Origin of the sequence: Flavobacterium sp. RSP46, assembly GCF_003984825.1 — a bacterium.
Classification (GTDB): Bacteria; Bacteroidota; Bacteroidia; order Flavobacteriales; family Flavobacteriaceae; genus Flavobacterium.
Genome location: NZ_RYDM01000005.1, coordinates 33235 through 49611, shown reverse-complemented (window position 1 = coordinate 49611; position 16377 = coordinate 33235). Strand labels below are relative to the sequence as shown.

The window sequence follows — 16377 nt, the reverse complement described above, 5'->3', positions numbered from 1 at the left end:
TAGTTGTATTTGTTTCGTAGAAGAGTAAAAATGAAAATTTTTTCTAAAAGCACTATCAAATTTACTTCTTTATTTAAATGAATTTGAAAAATCAAATGTTTTTTCAGTATTTATAAGTAGAATAAAATCAAAGTGTTTTTATTGTCCTCTAATTTTCATTGCTGAATAAATAAATATGCAGTTTAAAACAACTACTTTTCTTGTTTTAAACTGCATACACTATTTTTAAAACAACAGCTGTTTATTTGCTTATCGCTTCGTTTACATCTTGCCAAGTACCGCCATTTGTAACGTTTTTGAAACCATTTTGTTCCAAAATCATTTTGGCTTGACCGCTGCGATTACCGCTTCGGCAGAAAACAATAATATGCTCTCTTTCTTTGAATTTTTCTAATTGGCTCGCCACTTGATCCAAAGGAATATTTGTTGAACCTTTTACGTGACCTTCTGCGAATTCTGACGGTGTGCGAACATCTACTAAGAAAGCACCTTCGTTTATTAATTTTTCCATTTGTGTGGTGTCTTTTTTTGAAAACAGATTTTTAAAAATTCCGAACATAGTTGAGGTTTTTAGTATTCAATAGGATTATTTTGGCTCATCCACTCATTCATTCCAGGAGAATAGTTGAGCACATTTTTATACCCATTTCGCGCTAATAATGAATAGGCAATTGCTGCCCTGTCACCACCTTGGCAATGGATTAATACTTTTTTATCCTTACTTATTTTGTCCAGATTATTTACTAAAGTACCTACAAATACATTATCAGCTTCTTTGATATGACCTGCATTGTATTCTGCAACACCACGAAGGTCAACAACTTGAACATCTTTTTCTTGTTGTAAGGCTTTAAATTCTTCTATTGTAATTTGATTTACTTTCTCCAAAGAACCGCCATTTTCTTCCCATATTTTCGTAGAAGGAATGTACCCGTGAATGTTGTCTAATCCAATTCGCATTAGTTTTCTAGTCAAATCATCTAATTGTGATTCATCGGCAAGCAACATAAAAGGTTCTTCATACGTAAGAAACCATCCTGCCCAAGTGGCAAATGAATTATTCCCTTGAATGTTGATGCTTCCCGGAATAAATCCTGTAGAAAATTCCGTTTTATCTCTTGCATCAATCAATTTGATTCCTTTTTCTAAAGCTGCTGTTAACTCGCTATAATCCAGTTGTTTTAATTTTGGAACAGTTGTAAGAAGCGGACGATCTACTTTATTTAGTTTTTTCATCATCGCGAAATATTTTGGCGGTTCCGGTTGGTCTTCCAATAAATATTTTACAAATCCAGTTTCATCATTTTTATGCTGAAAAGCCCAGTTTCTTATTTTTTCATATCCTACAGTGGTGCTTGGAACGGCTCCTAGCGCTTTTCCACAAGCAGAACCTGCTCCATGACCTGGCCATACTTGAATATAATCAGGTAATGCATCGAATTTAGTAATGGATTGATACATTTGTTTAGCACCAATGTCCTGTGTTCCTTTCATTCCTGCTGCTTTTTCAAGCAAATCAGGTCTTCCTACATCTCCCACAAATACAAAGTCACCGGTGAACAACATGACAGGCTCATCGCTGGCAGGCGTATCGGTTAGCAGAAAACTGATGCTTTCCGGAGTATGTCCTGGTGTATGAACTACTTCTATTTTTAAGTTTCCTACTTTCAGAACATCACCATTTTTAATGTCAACATGAGGGAATTCATATTTCCAATCGGGCCCGCCTTCCGCTGAAAGGTACATTTCTGCTCCCGTCAAAGCTGCTAATTCTCTGGAACCAGCGAGGAAATCAGCATGAATGTGTGTTTCTAAAACATGAGTAATTTTCATATTGTTCTGCTTGGCAATTTCAAGGTAGGTGTCAACATCCCTTTTAGGATCGATAACTGCGGCTACACCTGCTTTTTGACAGCCAATAAAATAACTTGCCTGAGCAAGACTCTTGTCGTAAATGTGTTGAAAATACATATCGTTTATTTTTAAGTTTATTATTCATTTGAAACCAAAATTACAGATTACATTTATTAAAAATGGTGACATATGTTACACAAGTATTTTATAACTGTAATTGTAGTATTTTATTAATATGAATGTCGTGGCTCGTAGATACGATTTTTGCCGCTTCTCTTGTACAATTTGATTTTGGTTGATTAAATTTTTTTAATAAGCAATTGTGGAGTAACAAAAAGTACTGAATTACCTCGACCTTTGATTATTAATATTTGATATTGATTAGCCATTTGTTTTTGGATTTGTTTTAGTAATAAGAAGATAAATTTATTTAAATTGCTTCTGTATCAACGTGACTTTTGTTATACAATAATTTTATTTTAGAAATAACTCCTTAGTAATAATATAAATCCCCATCACTAAAACAAACCAGCCAAAAGCGGGTTTCAGTTTGTTGCCATTAATTTTTTTGGATAATGCTGTACCAATAGAAATTCCAACAATTGCGAATGCTGAAATGGTAAATAAGAATTGCCAATCAATAACGTTTTCTCCACCTTCTCCGAAAAAACCGATTAAAGATTTTGCAGCAATGATTACTAATGAAGTCCCAACCGCTTCTTTCATAGGAAGTTTACTCAAAATAACCAAAGCCGGTATAATTAAAAAACCACCGCCAGCTCCTACAAGTCCGGTAATTATTCCTATAAGTGTTCCTTCTATAAGTATAAGCGGATAATTGAATTTTTGTTCGTGTAGTTCTTCAGAAGCGAGTTTTTTGTCTTTTTTAATCATGCTATAAGAAGCAATAATCATTATAACAGCGAAAAACAGCATTAAAAAAAGGTCTTTAGTCAAGATAAAATTTCCCACAGAAAACAGCTCTTTAGGAATTGCAGGAACTATTATTGCTCTTGTTGTAAAAACGGAGATAATTGATGGGATACCAAAAACAATAGCTGTTTTTATGCTAACCAAACCTTTTTTGAAATAGCCAACACTTCCTACCGCACTTGTCAAGCCAACAATAAATAATGAATATGCAGTTGCAATCACGGGTTCAACTGTAAATAAATAGACTAAAACAGGTACGGTAAGAATGCTGCCTCCACCGCCAATGAGCCCTAATGCAACTCCAATGAGTATTGACGAAAAATAACCAATATATTCCATAATTGTAAAATTTATGATTGCAAAGATTGTCTGTTAAATTTTTGCATTCAGTAACATTTATCACATATAAAAAAATTTTTTCTAAAATTCAAATTCCTTTAGGGTAATTATAATGACAATTTCTTATGGATTGTTTACAGTTCCGGAACGGGAGAGTATCAACAGGCTACAGACGAAATAAAAGCATAGCTGTCTTTATTCTTGAGCAATTTTTTTCTTGTTTTCTATGTAGGTAGCGCTCTGAATGATTCAAATAGGAGAAAATAAAAACAGTTTAGCAAATGGTATTATTTATAAAGTAAATAAAAGAGATAAATTTGATCTTAAGGGTTCTACCACATCTGAAATCAAGAATCATTAATCAAAAATCCGAACTTCCAATTGGTTCTATCTAGCACCAATACCAAATCGGATTTAGCTGGTAATAAATTGAATATCAAAGAAGAAACTATTTTCATGGGAAAAACAAATTCCTTCAGGAATCATTGCACTCTTCTATAAGAGCTATTTTTAGTAGCAGTTGTCGCAAATTCAGATGCTAACTTATCATAATTGATTGTCTTTATTTTGCATAAAGCCGTAATGAATAAACAAATGAGCTTGACCCTTGCTAAATTGAGTTCTCCTTTGAAATGATCTTGTAAAACTGAAATAAGCTCTGTGTCTTTACCCTCAAGACTGGTATTCTTCACTATAAAAATTATGTGGTGATAATTCTATAACGTACGAAATATCAGTATTTTTTAGCAAATTACAGGGGCTTTATTTGGTTGAATTTCAATAATATATGTTTTTGTTGTGTACTAAATTAATTCAAATAAAGATATAAAGGTTCAGAGATTCAGAGCAACAAAGGTTTTTTGTTGCACAAATTCATGCATTGTCGCTTTGAACCTTTGCTTCTTTCAACCTTAAAAACCTAACTTATTTTAATCGAATTAACCGAAGATACATTACAGGATTTAATTACCAAAATTTAAAAAATTAGCTTCAGAAAATGATGAAGATTATATCATTGAAACTATAGAAGTTCTTGAGGCAATGACTGAAATTTCATTCTTGAAATACAAAGAACTAGATGTGATAGGCGAATTAATTTCTACTATGTAAGGTGCTTTAGAGATGAGCAAACTGGTAAAAACCGGAACTAATAAAAAAGAAGCTTTAAATACTTTCATGAAACGAGTACTAGATTCTATCGACAAATAAAATAAATCATATTCAATATTTTAAAAACGTACTTAACAATGTGTGTGTGTTTTATTCAATAAAAGAGAATACAGCAGTACCTGCGGGTTTATCATAAGAGGTAAAAATGGAAACTTTAAACACCTGTTTGAGGTCTTATTCTTAAATAATTTTCATACTTTTGAACCTTATTAAAAAAACAAAATTATGGCATTAATAACATTAGGAGGAAATCCAATACACACTTCAGGAGAATTACCAAAAATAGGGACTAAATTAGCTGATTTTAAATTAGTTAAAACAGATCTTTCTGTAGCTTCGCTTAGTGATTTTCAAGGTAAAAAACTAGTTTTAAATATTTTTCCAAGTATAGATACAGGAACGTGTGCAGCCTCCGTGAGAAAATTTAACGAAAGTGCCAGTACTTTAGAAAATACAACTGTATTATGTGTTTCTAGAGATTTGCCTTTTGCCCAAAAACGTTTTTGTGGTGCTGAAGGACTTGAAAATGTCATTAATTTATCTGATTTTCAAGGTGGTGAATTTGGCAAAGTAAATGGTTTAGAAATCACTGATGGCCCTCTGGCAGGATTGCATTCCAGAGTAATCATTGTTGTTGATCAAAACGGAATAGTTACCCATACGGAACAAGTGGCTGAAATTGCAGACGAGCCAAATTATGAAGCGGCTTTAGCTGTACTTTAATTTCATCTTAATGGAGTTTCAAAAAGATACCACTTTCATTACGGGAAGATTAAAAAGCGTCACTTATGCATTTAAGGGCGCTTTAAAATTGATCCGCACAGAACACAGTATAATGGTTCAGGTTTCAATAGCCATACTGTTGACTATTGCTGGATTTTATTTTAGTATTACTAAAACAGAATGGCTGTTTCAAACTCTGGCAATAGGATTAATTCTTAGCATTGAGGGATTGAATACGGCTGTAGAAAAAGTAGCTGATTTTATCCATCCCAATTATAATGAAAAAATTGGGTTTATTAAAGATATTGCCGCAGGAGCGGTCTTTTTTGCTGCTTTAACAGCAATAACAATCGGTTTAATTATTTATACACCAAAATTCCTGTAAGAATTAGTACAACTCGAATGGCAAAAACAACAAAAATACCTCCTTTAAACAACAAAAATGATTCTAAAACTCCGGAGAATAGTCCTTGGAGGGTGACTAAACAACATAAAATTGTTTTTGGCTCACTGTTAGTATTGTTTTCAATTGCTTTATTATTTGCTTTTGTTTCCTTTTACATTTACGGTCAAGAAGATCAAAGCGCAGTTCATGCGATTGCGGATCGTACGGAAATTGTTCAAAATTGGTTGGGGAAATTTGGCGCTTTTTTAGCTGATTTGCTAATTTATAACGGTTTTGGAGTTGCTGCATTTATATTTGTCCGGTTATTTTTCTTAACTGGAATATATTTAATAGTAGGATTACCTTTAAAAAAACTAAAAAACATTTGGTTTTGGGATTTATTTGTGAGCGTCGTTTTATCAGTTTTGTTTGGTTTTTTTGCTACTTCAGTACCTGAATTAGGAGGTGTAATTGGTTATGAATTGAATTCTTTTTCACAAGATTACATTGGAAAAACAGGCACTTTATTGATTTTATTATTTGGGTTAATTATATATGTAATTTTCAAAATTAAAATTTCACCAGAAAAAATCCAATCCTTTTTTGATCAAACAAAACAAGAATTAAAGACTGATTTAGCAACAGCCAGTCCCATCAAAAAGGAGAACAGTGGTTATAATTTAGAAGAGTTTGCCGTAACCGAAGAAGAGGACAGTATTCATTTGAAAACCAATGGCAATCAATTTGAAATTAACAAAGAAGCATTAAAACCTACAATAAGCAACGCATCGAATATTAACCGGGAACCTGTTGCCAAGCCTCTCGCTATGGAAATCACACCAATAGCAAAACCAGAGGTATTAGCAGCTCCAATTGATACTTTTGTAATAGAAACGGCTCCGGAAGAGGATATAATTGAAGAAAATTTAGCCTCGCGATTAGTTGCTGATTTTGGATTATTTGATCCAACATTGGATTTATCCAATTATAAATTTCCTACGATTGACCTATTAAAAGAATATTCTACGGGAGGAATCACTATCAATCAGGAAGAATTAGAAGAAAATAAAAATAAAATTGTAGATACGCTTCGCAATTACAAAATTGAAATTGCACAGATCAAAGCGACCGTTGGACCATCAGTTACTTTATATGAAATTGTTCCGGAAGCAGGAATTCGAATTTCAAAAATCAAGAGTCTAGAAGATGATATTGCGCTGTCACTTTCGGCATTAGGCATTCGGATCATTGCCCCTATTCCTGGGAAAGGAACCATAGGGATTGAAGTTCCTAACAAAAACCCCACGATGGTTTCGATGAAAAGTGTTATTGGTTCCGCTAAATTTCAAGAAGCCGAAATGGAATTACCTATAGCTCTTGGAAAAACCATTTCGAACGAAACTTTTGTAGTTGATTTAGCTAAAATGCCCCACCTATTAATGGCCGGTGCTACCGGACAAGGAAAATCTGTTGGATTAAATGCTGTTTTAACTTCCCTTTTGTACAAAAAACATCCCGCAGAAGTTAAATTTGTTTTGGTAGATCCTAAAAAAGTGGAGCTGACCCTTTTTAATAAGATTGAAAGACACTATTTAGCCAAACTTCCAGACATGGATGAAGCAATTATTACTGATAATGCAAAAGTAGTTAATACCTTAAACTCCCTGTGTGTAGAAATGGATAATCGCTATTCTTTGTTGAAAGACGCGATGGTGCGAAACATTAAAGAATACAACGATAAATTTAAAGCCCGAAAATTGAATCCAGAAAATGGCCACCGATTTTTACCGTATATCGTTCTTGTAGTAGATGAATTTGCCGATTTGATTATGACTACCGGAAAAGAAGTAGAAGTTCCTATTGCTCGCCTGGCACAATTAGCGCGTGCCATAGGAATCCATTTGATTATAGCTACTCAAAGACCTTCGGTAAATGTAATTACAGGTTTGATAAAAGCTAATTTTCCTGCCCGAATCGCCTTTAGAGTTACTTCAAAAATTGACTCTAGGACCATTCTTGACACACAAGGAGCAGATCAGTTAATTGGGCGTGGCGATATGTTATACACTAACGGAAATGATGTAGTACGTGTACAATGTGCCTTTATAGACACACCAGAAGTAGAAAAAATAACGGAATTCATTGGTAGTCAAAAAGCATATGCTACCGCTTATTTACTTCCAGAATTTATTGGGGAAGAAAGTGGCATTAATCTTGATATGGATATCTCTGATAGAGATACTTTGTTTAGAGAAGCAGCCGAAATAATTGTCAATGCACAACAAGGCTCCGCATCATTGTTACAAAGAAAACTAAAACTAGGGTACAACAGAGCGGGCCGATTGATTGATCAATTGGAATCCGCAGGAATTGTAGGCCCTTTTGAAGGAAGTAAAGCGCGCAGTGTAAACATTCTGGATATAAGTTCTCTTGATCAATTTTTCAACAATGAACAAAACAATTAACAACATGAAAACAAAGATTCAAAACTCAAGTAAAAGCGAACAAATGAAGCCATTCAAAAAAAGCAATCTAAAGAACTTGAGCAAAAGACTTATTTTTATTACCACTTTATTACTTTTTAGTTTTTCGATACAAGCTCAGGATAAAAAAGCAAAAAATCTTTTAGACCAAGTTACTGCAAAAGTCAAAAGCTACAATACTATAATAATTGATTTTAAGTATTCTTTGAATAATACAAAAGAAAACATTAATCAGGAAAGTAAAGGAAATGTTACCATGAAAGGCAATCAATATGTTTTAAATTTCATGGGAGTAACTAAAATTTATGACGGAAAAAAAGCCTATACCATTGTTCCTGAAGATGAGGAAATTACAATTTCAACGGTCAATGATAAAGATGACAATGCAATTACACCTTCTAAAATGTTAACGTTTTTCAATACTGGTTATAAGTACAATATGGATGTTTTACAAAATGTCAGAGGTAGAAAAATTCAGTATATAAAGTTGATTCCGTTTAACTCTAAAGACCAAAGAAAAGAGGTGTTATTAGGAATTGATGTACAAACGAAACACATCTACAATTTGATTGAAATAGGAAAAAAAGGGACAAAAACAACATTAACGGTTAATTCTTTCAAAACCAACCAACCTTTGTCAAAAAATCAATTTACATTTGCAAGCAGTAAATATCCAAATTACTACATCAACAAATTAGATTAATTTATTAGGTGAAAATTCTCGACAAATACTTATTAAAAACATTCCTGACTACATTTACCACAGTATTTGTAATTCTTTTTTTTATATTTATACTTCAAACCGTTTGGTTATTCATAGCTGAATTAGCAGGAAAGGATTTAGATTTACTCATGATCATAAAATTCCTAGCATTTTCAATGCCTAGGATTGTGCCTTTAGTACTTCCCCTTTCGATATTACTGTCTTCCATAATGACATTTGGTAATTTAGCAGAAAATTATGAATTTGCGGCAATGAAATCTTCTGGAATTTCTTTGCAAAGAGCCATGAGAAGCTTAACGGTATTTATAATTTTATTAAGTATAGTAGCTTTTCTGTTTTCTAATAATGTGATTCCTTATGCGGAGTATAAATTTATCAATTTCAGAAAAAATATTGCACAAGTAAAACCAGCCTTGGCAATAGCTGAAGGACAATTTAGTGATGTTGGTTTTTATAACATTAAGGTAAATAAAAAAACAGGTGACAACGGAAACATCCTTACAGGTGTGACTATTCATAAAAAATCAAACGTTGGTGACGGGAGTAAAACAGTTATTAAAGCCCGAGATGGCGAATTAATAAGTAGTGAACAATCTAGCATTTTACAATTAGTGTTAAATGATGGCTTTTACTACGAAGACATAGTTCCAGAAAAATATGAGGATCGCAGTAAAATGCCTTTTATCAAAAGTTCGTTTAAAAAACATATTATCAACATTGATTTATCAGAACTTAATAATGTAGATGTCAATGACGAAAGCGTTGCGAATACTAATACTATGCTTACTGTCAATGAATTAAGTTATACATTGGATTCGTTAAATAAAAATTTAAAAAATGATATTATTTCATTTTCGGAAAATAGCAATGCACGAATACGGATTCCTGGCAATACTAAACGAAAGGAGTTCAAAATAGAAAACTCCTTTCCTGAAGATATTTTATCCTTGTACACTAAAGAGCAACAAATAGAAATTTTAAGAATAGCGACAAGTACTATTAGTAGTACCGTGTATTCAATTGATACCTCTAAAACCGAATTAGAAAATAAACAAAAAAATATCAATAAACACTTACTTGCTTTTTATGATAAGTTTGTAATTGTATTTGCATGTTTTCTAATGTTTTTTATAGGTGCCCCTTTGGGAGCAATTATTAGAAAAGGAGGATTGGGACTACCTATAGTTTTTGCAATTTTAATTTTCATAACCTTTCACTTCATAAACTCTTTTGGCAAAAGAATTGCTCAGGAAAATGAAATGTCACCTTTTTTAGGTGCCTGGTTGTCCTCGATACTATTATCCCCTTTAGCAATTATACTAACTTATAGAGCTACAAATGATATTGGATTGATAAATGTGGATGTTATTCTGGCTCCATTTCAAAAAATATTAAAAAAAATATTTCCATCACAAAATTAACAGTACAAATGACTACAAATAATATACAACTCAACACAATTGAAGAAGGGATAGAAGCTATTCGTCAAGGAAAAATTATTATCGTAGTTGATGATGAAGATCGTGAAAATGAAGGTGATTTTTTAGCAGCAGCCGAGAAAGTAACACCCGAAATGATTAATTTCATGGCCACACACGGCCGAGGACTCATTTGCGCACCATTAACAGAAAGCCGCTGTAAGGAGCTAGGCCTACATGTAATGGTAAGCAATAATACCGACCCAATGGAAACTGCTTTCACTGTTTCGGTTGATTTAAGAGGAAACGGAGTGACCACTGGAATATCAGCAGCAGATAGAGCAAAAACAGTTTTATCTTTAGCCAATTCTGATACCAAACCACATGATTTAGCAAGACCCGGGCACATCTTCCCATTGATTGCCAAACAAGGAGGCGTACTAAGAAGAACTGGTCATACGGAAGCCGCAATTGATTTTGCCAGATTAGCGGGTTTTAAATCTGCAGGTGTGATTGTAGAGATTATGAACGAAGATGGGACTATGGCTCGATTGCCTCAATTGGTAAAAGTAGCTAAGAAATTCGATCTAAAATTAGTTTCCATTGAAGCTCTTGTGGCTTATAGAATGCAGCACGACAGCCTAATTATTAAGAAAGATGATTTTGATATACAAACTCGTTTTGGTACCTTTCGTTTAAGAGCATACCAACAAACGACCAACAAACAAATCCATATTGCATTGACAAAAGGGACTTGGAATTTAGGGGAACCAATTTTAACAAGAATACACTCTTCGCAAGTCAATAATGATCTGTTAGGAACTTTGACTGATAATGCAGACCAGCAACTTGATGCCATGTTTAAAGTGATTAACGAACAAGGTAAGGGAGCTGTTGTGTTTATCAATCAAGATATGCAATCTGTTAATTTATTGAATCGTATTGGAGAGCTTAAAATTTTACAGGCTGAAGGAGAAATAAAAGCCCCAAAAATTAAAATTGACAGTAAAGACTTTGGAATCGGAGCGCAGATACTTCATGATATAGATATTTCAAAAATCCGATTAGTATCCAATACAGAGCCAGGAAAACGAGTAGGAATGATAGGTTACGGACTAGAAATAACAGAATACGTCAGTTATTAAAAAAACAATAATTTATTTATTCAAATAAATTAAATGCTAAAGTAAAGAAAATGAAACAATTAAAAATAAGTACATCTAATAGACCTTTTTTTAAAAAAAATAGATTTGTATAACCAAAAAAGATTCTTATCTTTGCACTCGCAATCAGATAATGAAAGCAATTTACTGGAGAAATGGCAGAGCGGTCGAATGCGGCAGTCTTGAAAACTGTTGACTGTAACAGGTCCGGGGGTTCGAATCCCTCTTTCTCCGCAGAATTACGGGAAGCACTGAAAACAGTGGCTTCCCGTTCTTTTTTAAAAAAATAGTGTACAAAAAGTGAACGTTTTACGCTCATTAGATTGATTAAATGTCCCCGCAAGCATTTTAATTTTAAAACAAATTAAAATGAAATCAATTTACACAATTCCTAAGGTTGTCAAATATGACGATCTTTCTAAACCTTGGTTTGTATATTTTAGGTACAATAAGGTGCTTTTCCGTTATAAATACGGTATCAACTACATTGATAATTATAAAAAAAGAGAAATCGAAGCCAATTTGCTTCGTGACGCTTTGTATCAAAAATTAAGGGAAAATTGGAATCCACAAATACCCGATGTTATCCAGCAACAAAGTAATCTTACTTTTATTGAAGCTCTTGATTTTGCAATAGAAAAGAAAACTCCTAACATCGGAAAGAAAACACTTTCTGGTTATAGTGGTACTATTAACTTCATAAAAACTGCTGTTAAAAAAATAGATATGGTACAATTGCCTATTGTAGAAACCAAAAGAGCCCATATTAAGCTTATAATGGAAAAAACAAAAGAAGACCGCAATTGGACTAATAACGCCTACAATAAGCATCTAAATCATTTAAAGGCAATCTTAAGTGAGTTAATTCAGTGGGATATAATAGAAACTAATCCGGCACATAAAATCAACAATTTAGAAGTAATGGAAAGCGATGCTAACACTCCGGCATCAGCACAAGAAATTGAAGTAATCAAAAAGGAACTTGAGACCAAGTATGCTGAATTTAATACTTTCCTAATAACAATATTTCATACAGGAATTAGACCAGAAGAAATTTTGAAAATAACTTTAGGAATGGTTGATTTAGAAAATTCAGAAATTGTACTTCCTCCCGAAATTACAAAAACTAAAAGAAAACGAATTGTACCAATTAACCAACATTTGATGGTGCATTATAAAAATATGAATTTTGAACATTTGCCAAAAGAATATTATTTGTTCGGAAGCTTTAGAGAACCCGGGAAAGGCAACATCGGAAAGTACAAAGATTTCATCTCTGGTCCTACCCACATAAATAGAGATACTGCAACCAAACGGTGGGAAAAAATCGTGAAGAAAGGTTTAGGAATCGAGATGAATATGTATGCACTTAAACATCACGGAGCAAATATGAAAATATTGGCAGGATTAGAACTTGATAGTTTAAGAGAGTTATACGGCCATACTTCAAAATTAATGACCGAAAAATATGCGAAGGTTGTTAAAGAAGTGCATCGAAAAAATATTTTAGAAAATTCACCGGCGTTTTGAAGGTAGTATCCCATAAAGTGCGTAAGTGAAAAAAAAATGAAAGTTTGCACAAACCCTTATATTTTTTTCACTTACGTACTTTGTAAAAAAGAAAGATTTATTATCCGATGAATTTTTGAAGCAATTCAAAAACTTTTAATTTAGCGGTATTAATTTATCTTCAAAATTACATGCTTTTAGCATACACTTATAATGATCTTCGTCTATTAACTTTATAACCATTAAAACATCATTAACAACATTTACACCTTCTTCAAGCAAGGTTTCTACAGTATTGTCGAAAGATTCTATACGGTCTAAATGAGAATATTTATTTAAGAAATAATAAATTCTTTCTTTTTGTTGTTGGTCAAATCCTTTGTCTAAACCTAATTGTAGGACAGCATTAAATCCACCGTTACTTGCCGTTTTGAAACTTGAAAAAGCTTCAAGCATTCTTCGTATTGAATTTGCTAAATTAAAAGATTCAGATGTACTGATTGTGTCTGAATTATGATACTTGAGAATTGAGCTAAAAACAAACTGGTATTCCGAATGGGTTTGAGTTAAGGTTTCATCAGCATCATTTAACTGCCCTGATTTTACCACATAAAAATGAGACTTAACAATATCGTCTCCTTGTTTGGTTCTCTTGTTTTTATCTTTCATCCAATCCCTAACTTGTTTAAAAAACCAAAAATTATGAGTTAATACAAAAATCTGTTTAGCTCCTTGAGTTGATGTTTTGATAAAACTTGATGCATTAAATAAATGATTACTATCAAAACTAGAAATTGGATCATCTAAAACGATAATTTGATTAGCTCTATCTGCATCATTTTCTTGAATTTTTGAAAAGAAATATATTAGTGATATTGCTGTTTTTTCACCTTCACTCAAGTTTTTGGCAATTATTCCAGCTCTAGTTAATTGGTAACCTCCTTCTTCTTGTCGTTGCAAAACAATATCGTTTCTTCCTAAAAACTTATGTAGATTGTCATTTATTTCTGCAATTGCAATTGTATCGGCACTTAAATCATCTACTAAAAATTTAATCGCTTCAATTAAAATATTTGACGTTTTAGTTTGGTTTTCTTTTAATGCTGAATTTTCAGTTACTTCTTTTTCTATAGTTTTTAAATCCTTATCTATTGCGGCTTCACAAACAAAATGATTTTCTATTTTAACTTTAGCTTTTTCTGCCAAATCAGAATAAGCCTTGCTGGTTTTGTTATGTTCTCCAATAATATCGAGTACAATTTTTAGATGGTTATTGAAATTGTCAAAAATAGTCTTGTCAAAAACTACTTTATCTGGTGTTGCAAATGGATTTGATTTTTTTGATACTAAAGCAGTAATTAAATCTTGAATTTTTGAATTTACAAGTTGAATATCTGAATTTGTTTCTGCTAATGAATTGTTATAACGCTCTGTTAAATTTTGGAACAACAAATGATTTTCGTTAGTTATTTCGGTTCTAATACCTTGTTCTAATTTGGTTGTAAGTTCTGTAATATCGCCAATCAATTTTTGGTATTCTTTGTTGTAATGTGCTTCTAAATTATTTATACAATTTTCGGGTAATGATTGACCACAAAACTCACAATTTTCGCTATTGTGTTGCTTGTGTAATTGTAAACCTAACGAAACCCATTCGCCAATATCCGTGTTGTTTTTAAGACGATCAATTACCTTTGCAGTTATATTTGTTGCAGCTAAACTATTTACATTATTGTAAATTTCCGAAACCTTTTCTGTATCAATTGCTATTGGTAAATTAGCTATATCAATTTCGGGTTTCTCACTGTCAATTAGTGTATAATTTTTTTGAGTTATTATGTCTTCTTCTGATAAAACATAGGATTCTATCGTTTCTTCTTTAGATTGTATTCCTTTCCAGATATTGGCCGAAATATTTTTATTGTAATTTACTGTTGCATAAACAGTTCCAAGCAAGAAATCTTTTATTGACTTGGCTATATCTTTATGAAAATCATCTACTTTTTTATTAGAAGCTACAAGGGCTTTTTCAATTTTTACAATTTCTGACTCACTTGCTTTAAAATCAATTTTATGTTTATCTAATAACTTTTTCTCATCAATTTTTGTTTTGCTAATAAATACTATTGGCTTTGTAGTAGCATCAAACAAATCAAGGTTTTCTTTTATGAAATCTTGATTAAAGACCTTAATTTCAAGATTATGATTATAAGTTTTAGAATCGACTTTGCCATTGGTTTCAGATTCAATAACAAAATCTGCATTTGCAAACTCGCTATGATTTTGCTTGGTTTCTAAACAACGCAGTAAACGTGCTAAGGTGGTTTTACCACTACCATTCCAACCATAAACAAGATTAAAAACATTAAAAGGTTTAACAATCGTTTCGGGTTTGTGATTTTCTAAAATACCAAAGTCTTTTATTTTAGTTAATTTCTGTAGCATTGTTTCCTGTTTCTTTTAATTTGTCAATATGTTTTTTAGAAAATGTATTTGATCCTGAATGAAATATGTCAAATATTATATTGATACAATACCTTTTTTCTAACTCTTCCTTTATCTTTAATGACTGTTTGTTTGGCGTCCCAGAAATCATAAGACTTGGAGCAATATGAAAAGGTATTTCTTTTTTTGCTATATTGGTTAAAATGTCTTTTCTTAACTCATTTACAACTCCAATAAAATTGAATAATAATTCGGGAAAAGGATTAAACTGTTTTACTTCACAAAAAGTCATTAAGTCTTCATTTTTTACAAAGCAAAATCTTCTTTTTGTACCATAGTATTCAGTAGTTTCTTCAACTGTATCGTTTTTTATAATGCAGATGTCTGGAGTGGTAAATATTTCTTTACTATGTGATGATTGTACGGCTAAATTATGTTGTATTTCAAATACATATTCTTTTTTATCAACAGATTTTGCAACTCTAAAATAAGAAAAATTTGATTGAACTCCTGAAGTTGAACATTTGTATCTGTATTTTCCATCCTGAAGATTTTCTATTGAAGGTGTGTATTCATTGTTTTCATAAAAACTGACTAAATGATTGAAACAACTCATTTCAAAAAAATCACTCATTCTTGTTGCTTGATTTGAAACTGTTGCTTTGAATTTATTTACAAACTCTATTATTTCTTTTTCCAATAATGCCTTCTCCTTAAAAGGGGAGGTCGTCTTCTTTATCTTCTCGTCCTTTGGAATTTTTGTTTTGCTTTGTTTCGGCATAATCATCTGTTTTTTTCAATTGATTGACGATTGATAAAAAATCTTTTGTTTCGTTATAATCAAAATCGACTTCAGAAATACCAAACTTTTTAATCAATTCACGATAGTTTATTAATAAACCCAAAATTTTATTTTTCTCCTCAACAGTTAAATCATAGCTACCCATTGAAATTGTATCGGCTTGACTATATTTATTTACTGTTCCGTAAAATTTCAGTGCACCATCAAGGTTTGAAACTACCCTTTTATGAAATATGGATAAAGCAAGAAGCAGTTCAACAGTTTCTTTATAATCAACTAAAGACTTGAAACGAATTGAGTTTTCAATTAGAAAATGAACCTCCTTTAATCTATCTTGAAACTCTTTATATATTTGATTAGCTAATTTATAAGGAAGTCCATAGGTAAAAATATTAATTATTGGAGTACTCATTAGGGTCTATGTTTATT

The 16377-nt window shown here is 32.0% G+C and carries 13 protein-coding genes, 1 tRNA gene and 1 pseudogene; 9 read left to right on the top strand and 6 right to left on the bottom strand.

Annotated features, from left to right (window positions below; all coding sequences use genetic code 11):
• Nucleotides 1-241: 241 nt before the first annotated feature.
• The 3 genes from EKM01_RS09575 to EKM01_RS09565 all read right to left on the bottom strand — a co-directional run bounded on the left by EKM01_RS09575 (nt 242) and on the right by EKM01_RS09565 (nt 3126).
• Nucleotides 242-559 (bottom strand): rhodanese-like domain-containing protein, encoded by a 318-nt coding sequence (locus EKM01_RS09575; RefSeq protein ID WP_126553703.1) that lies wholly within the window; start codon nt 557-559, stop codon nt 242-244.
• Nucleotides 560-570: 11 nt separating this feature from the next.
• Nucleotides 571-1971 (bottom strand): rhodanese-like domain-containing protein, encoded by a 1401-nt coding sequence (locus EKM01_RS09570; protein WP_126768116.1) that lies wholly within the window; start codon nt 1969-1971, stop codon nt 571-573.
• Nucleotides 1972-2328: 357 nt separating this feature from the next.
• Entirely contained in the window at nt 2329-3126 is a 798-nt protein-coding gene (locus tag EKM01_RS09565; protein WP_126768114.1) for a sulfite exporter TauE/SafE family protein, read from the bottom strand.
• Between the two features lie 1011 nt (nt 3127-4137).
• Here EKM01_RS09565 and EKM01_RS09555 point away from each other — a divergent pair.
• The 9 genes and pseudogenes from EKM01_RS09555 to EKM01_RS09515 all read left to right on the top strand — a co-directional run bounded on the left by EKM01_RS09555 (nt 4138) and on the right by EKM01_RS09515 (nt 12722).
• Nucleotides 4138-4335: pseudogene (locus tag EKM01_RS09555) on the top strand (hypothetical protein).
• 186 nt (nt 4336-4521) lie between these two features.
• Nucleotides 4522-5019, top strand: a complete 498-nt coding sequence (tpx, locus tag EKM01_RS09550) for a thiol peroxidase (protein WP_126462763.1) — start codon at nt 4522-4524, stop codon at nt 5017-5019.
• 10 nt (nt 5020-5029) lie between these two features.
• Entirely contained in the window at nt 5030-5404 is a 375-nt protein-coding gene (locus EKM01_RS09545) for a diacylglycerol kinase family protein (RefSeq protein WP_126462760.1), read from the top strand.
• Between the two features lie 17 nt (nt 5405-5421).
• Nucleotides 5422-7869: a DNA translocase FtsK gene (locus EKM01_RS09540; RefSeq protein ID WP_126562567.1), complete on the top strand. Its 2448-nt coding sequence runs from the start codon at nt 5422-5424 to the stop codon at nt 7867-7869.
• Between the two features lie 43 nt (nt 7870-7912).
• A complete protein-coding gene (locus EKM01_RS09535; RefSeq protein ID WP_231507367.1) occupies nt 7913-8590 on the top strand; it encodes an outer membrane lipoprotein carrier protein LolA in 678 nt (225 codons plus the stop codon).
• An 8-nt stretch (nt 8591-8598) separates the two neighbouring features.
• The gene (locus EKM01_RS09530; protein ID WP_126462751.1) at nt 8599-10032 is read left to right on the top strand and encodes an LptF/LptG family permease; all 1434 of its coding nucleotides are present in this window, start codon (nt 8599-8601) and stop codon (nt 10030-10032) included.
• 8 nt (nt 10033-10040) lie between these two features.
• Nucleotides 10041-11174: a 3,4-dihydroxy-2-butanone-4-phosphate synthase gene (gene ribB, locus EKM01_RS09525; protein WP_126462748.1), complete on the top strand. Its 1134-nt coding sequence runs from the start codon at nt 10041-10043 to the stop codon at nt 11172-11174.
• 167 nt (nt 11175-11341) lie between these two features.
• Nucleotides 11342-11426 (top strand) — tRNA-Ser (locus tag EKM01_RS09520).
• A 135-nt stretch (nt 11427-11561) separates the two neighbouring features.
• The gene (locus tag EKM01_RS09515; RefSeq protein ID WP_126768111.1) at nt 11562-12722 is read left to right on the top strand and encodes a tyrosine-type recombinase/integrase; all 1161 of its coding nucleotides are present in this window, start codon (nt 11562-11564) and stop codon (nt 12720-12722) included.
• Nucleotides 12723-12857: 135 nt separating this feature from the next.
• On the opposite strand, the gene EKM01_RS09510 is transcribed toward EKM01_RS09515, so the two are convergent.
• From EKM01_RS09510 to EKM01_RS09500, 3 genes are read right to left on the bottom strand one after another with little or no spacing between them, the layout of a single operon-like run.
• Nucleotides 12858-15146: an AAA family ATPase gene (locus EKM01_RS09510; RefSeq protein WP_126768109.1), complete on the bottom strand. Its 2289-nt coding sequence runs from the start codon at nt 15144-15146 to the stop codon at nt 12858-12860.
• Entirely contained in the window at nt 15127-15846 is a 720-nt protein-coding gene (locus tag EKM01_RS09505) for a hypothetical protein (RefSeq protein WP_126768106.1), read from the bottom strand. The genes EKM01_RS09510 and EKM01_RS09505 overlap by 20 nt, the downstream gene beginning before the upstream one ends.
• 13 nt (nt 15847-15859) lie before the next feature.
• Entirely contained in the window at nt 15860-16360 is a 501-nt protein-coding gene (locus EKM01_RS09500) for a hypothetical protein (RefSeq protein WP_126768103.1), read from the bottom strand.
• Between the last annotated feature and the right edge of the window lie 17 nt (nt 16361-16377).

What these genes read in the sequence shown, in the direction of transcription:
- EKM01_RS09575 (WP_126553703.1), bottom strand. Translation starts at nt 559, where the DNA reads ATGTTCGGAATTTTTAAAAATCTGTTTTCAAAAAAAGACACCACACAA.
- EKM01_RS09570 (WP_126768116.1), bottom strand. Translation starts at nt 1,971, where the DNA reads ATGTATTTTCAACACATTTACGACAAGAGTCTTGCTCAGGCAAGTTAT.
- EKM01_RS09565 (WP_126768114.1), bottom strand. Translation starts at nt 3,126, where the DNA reads ATGGAATATATTGGTTATTTTTCGTCAATACTCATTGGAGTTGCATTA.
- tpx (WP_126462763.1), top strand. Translation starts at nt 4,522, where the DNA reads ATGGCATTAATAACATTAGGAGGAAATCCAATACACACTTCAGGAGAA.
- EKM01_RS09545 (WP_126462760.1), top strand. Translation starts at nt 5,030, where the DNA reads ATGGAGTTTCAAAAAGATACCACTTTCATTACGGGAAGATTAAAAAGC.
- EKM01_RS09540 (WP_126562567.1), top strand. Translation starts at nt 5,422, where the DNA reads ATGGCAAAAACAACAAAAATACCTCCTTTAAACAACAAAAATGATTCT.
- EKM01_RS09535 (WP_231507367.1), top strand. Translation starts at nt 7,913, where the DNA reads ATGAAGCCATTCAAAAAAAGCAATCTAAAGAACTTGAGCAAAAGACTT.
- ribB (WP_126462748.1), top strand. Translation starts at nt 10,041, where the DNA reads ATGACTACAAATAATATACAACTCAACACAATTGAAGAAGGGATAGAA.
- EKM01_RS09515 (WP_126768111.1), top strand. Translation starts at nt 11,562, where the DNA reads ATGAAATCAATTTACACAATTCCTAAGGTTGTCAAATATGACGATCTT.
- EKM01_RS09510 (WP_126768109.1), bottom strand. Translation starts at nt 15,146, where the DNA reads ATGCTACAGAAATTAACTAAAATAAAAGACTTTGGTATTTTAGAAAAT.
- EKM01_RS09500 (WP_126768103.1), bottom strand. Translation starts at nt 16,360, where the DNA reads ATGAGTACTCCAATAATTAATATTTTTACCTATGGACTTCCTTATAAA.